Below are 5,892 nucleotides of genomic sequence, written 5' to 3' on the forward strand. Positions count from 1 at the left end.
CCGGGCCTCTTCGCTGTGCCGTGGCCCCCCTGAACGGGCGGGGCGCTCCTGCGCCTAGTCGAGGATGGTCGCGATGACCGCACCGGCGGTCACCGTGGCTCCGGCCGCCGCGGAGAGCCCGCTGACGGTCCCGGACTTGTGGGCGGTGAGCGGCTGCTCCATCTTCATGGCTTCGAGCACCACGATCAGGTCGCCCTCGGCTACCTGCGCCCCGTCCTCGACAGCCACCTTCACGATGGTTCCCTGCATGGGGGAGGTGAGGTCGTTGCCGGTGGCAGCCGCAGTCGCGGAACGCGAGCGGCCCTTGCGCTGCTTGCCGTTGGCAGATGCGCCGCCGCGGCCGGCCATTTGGGCCAGGCCGGCGGGCAGGACCACCTCAAGGCGCTTGCCGCCCACCTCAACCGTGAGGCGCTGGCGGGAGGCGTCGTCGTCGTTCCCGTTTGCCGGCTCACCGCTGAACGGTGCGATCGTGTTGTCGAATTCGGTTTCAATCCAGCGGGTATGCACGCTGAACGGTCCCTCTTCCGGCGCGAACGCGGGATCTGCCACGACGGCGGCATGGAAGGGGAGCACGGTCGGCAGGCCGGTGATTTCGAATTCCTGCAGGGCACGGCGGGCGCGCTGCAGTGCCTGGGTGCGGGTGGCGCCGGTGACAATCAGCTTGGCAAGCATCGAGTCGAAGTTTCCGCCGACGGTTTCCCCGGCTTCAATGCCTGAATCGACGCGAACGCCGGGGCCGGTGGGCAGGCGCAGCGTCTCGACGGTGCCGGGGGAGGGCATAAAGCCGCGGCCGGCGTCCTCTCCGTTGATGCGGAACTCGATCGAGTGGCCGCGGATTTCGGGGTCGGTGTAGCCAAGCTCTTCACCGCGGGCGATCCGGAACTGCTCGCGGACCAGGTCCAGGCCCGTGACTTCCTCGGAAACCGGGTGCTCCACCTGCAGCCGCGTGTTCACCTCCAGGAAGGAGATGGTGCCGTCGGTGCCGACCAGGAACTCGCAGGTACCGGCGCCCTGGTAGCCGGCTTCGCGCAGCAGTGCCTTGGAGGATTCGTAGAGGCGGCGGGTCTGGTCCTCGCTGAGGAACGGCGCCGGGGCCTCTTCCACGAGCTTCTGGTTGCGGCGCTGCAGAGAGCAGTCGCGGGTGGAAATGACGACGACGTTGCCGTGCGCGTCTGCCAGGCACTGGGTCTCAACGTGGCGCGGGGAGTCCAGGAAGCGCTCGATGAAGCATTCGCCGCGGCCGAACGCTGCGGTGGCTTCGCGGACAGCCGAGTCGTACAGCTCTGGGATTTCTTCGAGTGTGCGGGCTACCTTGATGCCGCGTCCGCCGCCGCCAAACGCTGCCTTGATGGCAACGGGGAGGCCGTGCTCGGACGCGAAGGCCAGGACTTCATCAGCGCTGGTGACGGGATCCGCGGTGCCCGGGACCAGCGGGGCGCCGACCTTGGCGGCCAGATGCCGGGCGCGGACCTTGTCCCCAAGCTGTTCAATGGCGTCGGGGGAGGGACCGATCCAGGTGAGGCCGGCGTCGATCACGCGCCGGGCGAACTCGGCGTTCTCGGAGAGGAAGCCGTACCCGGGGTGGACGGCGTCGGCGCCGGCACGCCTCGCAGCGGCCAGGACCTTGTCCATGTCCAGGTAGGATTCGGCGGCGCTGCTGCCGCCCAGGGCGTAGGCTTCGTCGGCCAGCCGGACGTGGAGTGCGTCCCTGTCCGGGTCCGCATAGACGGCGACCGTGCCGATACCTTCATCGCGGGCGGCCCGGATGATCCGGACGGCGATCTCACCGCGGTTGGCAATCAGGACCTTGCCCAGCGGGGCGGGGGTGTTCTGGCTCATGAAATGCACTGGCTCCTTTGATCTCTTGGGAGCGTAGCGCGATTTTGTGGTGTCCCGCCATAAACCGTGCTGTTTCTGCGTGGGGCGTCGGCTTTAGTTGTGGGGACCCTACAAACGCCTCTTTGGGCCGGGGCTGGTTTGCGTCTGTGGATAAGTCCGGTGCCTGCGCGGACCAGCCGGTAGAAGTAGTGGATGCGTACGCCTAAGCCGCTTCCGCCGTCGTTGGACGGGCCGTTCCTGCTCACCGAAGGGCGGGCCCTGGGGCTCAGCGAGGGGCGGCTGCGGGCATCGGACCTCCGGATCCCGAGCCGCGGAATCCGTGTGCCGCGCTTGTCCGGTGATGATGGGGAGGTTGCGGCCCGGGCTCGCCCGTACCTGGAGCTCCTGCCGGATGCCGTTCTCAGCCATACGACTGCGGCGAGGGTGCACGGGATGCCGCTGCCGGCGTCGTACCGGCACGAGTCGGTGCTTCACCTGGCGCGGGACCCGGCGAAGCCCGCTGCAAGACGCAGGCACATCCGGTGCCACCGGCTGGCGCTCCGTCCCGGGGACATGGTCAGCCCTCTGCCATGGATCCGTGTCACGTCGCCCGCGCGGACGTGGTTTGACCTCGCCGGAATGCTGTCGCTCCCCGCGCTGGTCGCGGCAGGGGACTGGTTGGTTTCGGTGCATGGACGCAGCTTCGGCTACCCCCGCGAGGCCGTCGTGGCCCTGGATGACCTGCGGGGCTTCGTAGCGGGGCTGCGTCTCATCCCGGGGATTCGATTGGCACGCCAGGCAACGGAACTTCTGCGGGCCGGGGTGGATTCGCCTCAGGAAACCTACCTTCGTCTTATGCTGCAGAAGGCGGGCCTTCCTGAGTTTCGGCCCAGCCATCCGCTGCTGGATGAGGCTGGCCGCCCAGTGGTGTGGGCGGACCTTGGCTGTCCGGAGTTCCGAACCTGTGTGGAGTACGACGGCGAACACCACCTGACCCGCGAACAGCAGCTGCGAGACCATAACCGGGACCTTCTGGTCCGCGAGCTCGGATGGCATCAGGTAAAGGTTTCGGGCGGAGACATGCGGCGTGGAAGCGCCTGGGTTGCGGCGAAGGTGGCCCGGGGACTCAAGCTTGGCGGTTGGACGCCGGCGGGGTGAGACGCCGGGGGTTGGGTGCCGCGGCGGTTGGACGCCGCGGGTCGGGTGCCGGCGGGTGGACGCCGGCGGGGTGAGACGCCGGGGGTCGGGTGGACGCCGGCGGGACTCCTCCGGAATTCGAACCGGGCACCCTTGGGGCCGGTAACCCTCGGGGAGATAACGCTGCTTAGGAGGGGTTTGGCGCAACCCTCGGGGAGATAACGTTGCTTTGGCCCTCTTGAAGGGACGTCATCTCACCGAAGGTTAAGCATAGGAGGCTCTAAAGGACGTTATCTCACCGAAGGTTGAACGGTGCGTGGGTTGGGAAGGCTGCGGGGAAGGGGAGGCCCGGGCAGTTCCGCCCGGCCGTTGGGGCCCCGGCTCCGGCGCCGGCGAGGTGGAGGCCCGGTGGAGCCCCGGCGCCCACCCGGTGCAGCAGTTCCGCCCGGCCGTTGGGGCCCCGCCGCCCGCCCGGCGCAGCTCCGCAGCCCCGGCGCCCGGCCGTTGGGCCCCGGCGCCCGCCCGCCCGGTGCAGCCCCGGTGCAGCACCGACGCCGCCCCGGGCGCACCGAAGCGGCTTACTTCCAGAGCGAGGTGACGCCGACGCCGGCACTGGCCAGCAGGTGGCGAAGTGTAGAGACCGAAAGGCCCACCACCGCATGCGGATCCCCGACGACCTTTTCGATGAAGGCACCGCCCAGGGAATCGATCGTGAAGGAACCGGCCACTTCCAGGGGCTCACCGGTGGCGATGTAGGCCTCAATCTCCTCATCGAGCAGCTTCGCGAAATGGACCTCGGCGGAACTGACGGCGCCGAGGGTGGCGCCGGAGCCGTCTTCCTCGGTGTCGCGGCAGTCGACCAGCCAATGGCCGGTATGCAGTACGCCAACGTTCCCGCTCATGCGGCGGATCCGTTCGCGGGCGACGTCGGCCTCCCACGGCTTGCCGTGTGCCTCGCCCTGGAACTCGAACACCGAATCGCAGCCGAGCACCAGTGCGCCCTCGGACTCGGGCAGTGATGCCACGGCCTCAGCCTTGGCCCGGGCCAGCAGCAGCGCGGTGTCGTGCGGGTCGGTGAGGCCATAGCGTGCGGTCACGGCGTCTTCGTCGACGTCGGACACCAGTACGCGGTGGGCGATGCCGGCGTTGGCCAGGAGCTTGGTGCGGGCCGGGGAAGCGGAGGCAAGAATCAGTTCAGTCACGCTTCCCAGCCTAGTGCGCCGCGCTGGCACGGCTGAAAAGGCCGGAACAAACGAAGAACGGCCGCCCCCGCAGTGGGACGGCCGTTCTCCTTAGAAGTGCGAGCAGGGAAAACCTTACCCTCTGCTGCCAGTTCCTGCAGAAGCGGACGAGACGGGAGTTTCCTCCTGTGACGAAAGTTCGGCGGAATCGGCAGCGTTCGTGTCCGAATCGTCATCGAACGGGTTGCCGTTGCGGGCAGCGTTGTACAGCTCCGGCTGCAGCAGGCCGTTGCGCTTGGCGACGATGGTAGGCACAACTGTCTGTCCGGCCACGTTCACCGCGGTGCGTCCCATGTCCAGGATCGGGTCCACGGCAAGCAGCAGGGCCACGCCCTCCAGCGGCAGGCCCAGGGTGGAGAGGGTCAGGGTCAGCATGACGACGGCGCCGGTGGTTCCGGCAGTTGCCGCGGAGCCCAGGACTGCAACGACGGCGATGAGCAGGTACTGCCCAATGCTGAGGTCAATGCCGAAGAACTGTGCCACGAAGATCGCCGCGATGGCCGGGTAGATCGCTGCGCAGCCGTCCATCTTGGTGGTGGCGCCCAGCGGTACGGAGAAGGAAGCGTAGGCGCGGGGCACGCCGAGGTTGCGCTCGGTGACACGCTGCGTCAGCGGCAGGGTGCCAACGGAGGAGCGGGAGACGAAGCCAAGCTGGATGGCAGGCCAGGCGCCGGAGAACCACTGGCGCACTGAGAGGCCGTGAGCCTTGATCAGCACCGGGTAGACAACGAACAGCACCAGGGCCAAGCCAAGGTAGATGGCCAGCGTGAACGTCCCCAGCGAGCCGATGGTGTCCCACCCGTAGGTGGCCACGGCGCGGCCGATCAGGCCAACGGTGCCCAGCGGGGCCAGGCGGATGATCCACCACAGGACCTTCTGGATGACGGCCAGGGCGGAAGCGTTCAGGGCCAGGAACGGGGCGGCGGGCTTGCCGACCTTCAGGGCAGCGATGCCGACGGCGATGGCGATGACCAGGACCTGCAGCACGTTGAAGTTCAGCGTGGTGGTCAGGGTCTCGCTGGTGGAAGCGGTCAGGCCGAGGAAGTTGCCCGGGATCAGGCCGGTGAGGAAGCCGATCCAGCTGCCGGTGCCGCCGTCGTAACCCTCCGGGGCGGTGGCATCGGCGTTGGCGCCGGGCTGCAGGAGCACTCCGAGCACAATGCCGATTGCAACGGCGATCAGGGCCGTGATGGCGAACCACAGCAGCGTCTGCCATGCCAGGCGCGCGGCATTTGAGACTTGGCGCAGGTTGGCAATGGAACTGACGACGGCGGTGAAGATGAGGGGCACGACGGCGGCCTTCAGCAGCGAGACGTAGCTCGAGCCGATGGTGGTCAGCGTGGTGGTGAGCCAGTTGGGGCCGCCGTCGACGGTGCCCATGTTCTTGGCCAGCAGGCCCAGGCCGAGGCCGACCAGCAGGGCTGCAATGATCTGCGGGCCAAACGACGTGGCCCAGCGCGGAAGCCGGCGCCGGGTCTCGGCTGCGGCAGGGGACTGTGGGGAGGTCTGGGGTGATGTCACCGTTCGATGCTAGACGGGATCTATTACCAGAGCCTTTTCGGTATTGCGAAATGTTACGGCGCCAGAAAGGGCGCGCCCTTGGGATTCCGCAGCGAAACGCCGCTCTGTGGCGTGAGGCAGCCGATGTTTGCCCTTATTCCCGGAGGCGGCTGTGACGATTGTCCCATCCCGGCAT

Annotated in this window: 4 protein-coding genes; 1 reads left to right on the top strand and 3 read right to left on the bottom strand. The window is 68.1% G+C overall.

Features of this window, described 5'->3' with window-relative positions; all coding sequences use genetic code 11:
• Positions 1–54 precede the first annotated feature (54 nt).
• A complete protein-coding gene (locus ABFX29_RS14550) occupies positions 55–1,839 on the bottom strand; it encodes an acetyl/propionyl/methylcrotonyl-CoA carboxylase subunit alpha (protein WP_152228619.1) in 1,785 nt (594 codons plus the stop codon).
• Positions 1,840–2,031: 192 nt separating this feature from the next.
• Between ABFX29_RS14550 and ABFX29_RS14555 the strand changes: the two genes are divergently transcribed.
• Positions 2,032–2,976 carry an endonuclease domain-containing protein gene (locus ABFX29_RS14555; RefSeq protein WP_246167573.1) on the top strand — a complete coding sequence of 315 codons (945 nt, stop codon included), beginning with the start codon at positions 2,032–2,034 and terminating at the stop codon, positions 2,974–2,976.
• Positions 2,977–3,533: 557 nt separating this feature from the next.
• Here the strand turns inward: ABFX29_RS14555 and ABFX29_RS14560 are convergent.
• Both ABFX29_RS14560 and ABFX29_RS14565 read right to left on the bottom strand, forming a co-directional pair.
• Positions 3,534–4,157: a Maf family protein gene (locus tag ABFX29_RS14560; protein ID WP_152228618.1), complete on the bottom strand. Its 624-nt coding sequence runs from the start codon at positions 4,155–4,157 to the stop codon at positions 3,534–3,536.
• A 114-nt stretch (positions 4,158–4,271) separates the two neighbouring features.
• Positions 4,272–5,717, bottom strand: coding sequence for a dicarboxylate/amino acid:cation symporter (locus ABFX29_RS14565; RefSeq protein WP_152228617.1), 1,446 nt, complete (start codon positions 5,715–5,717; stop codon positions 4,272–4,274).
• Positions 5,718–5,892: the final 175 nt, after the last annotated feature.

This window comes from Arthrobacter gandavensis (assembly GCF_039528575.1).
GTDB lineage: Bacteria > Actinomycetota > Actinomycetes > Actinomycetales > Micrococcaceae > Arthrobacter_B > Arthrobacter_B citreus_B.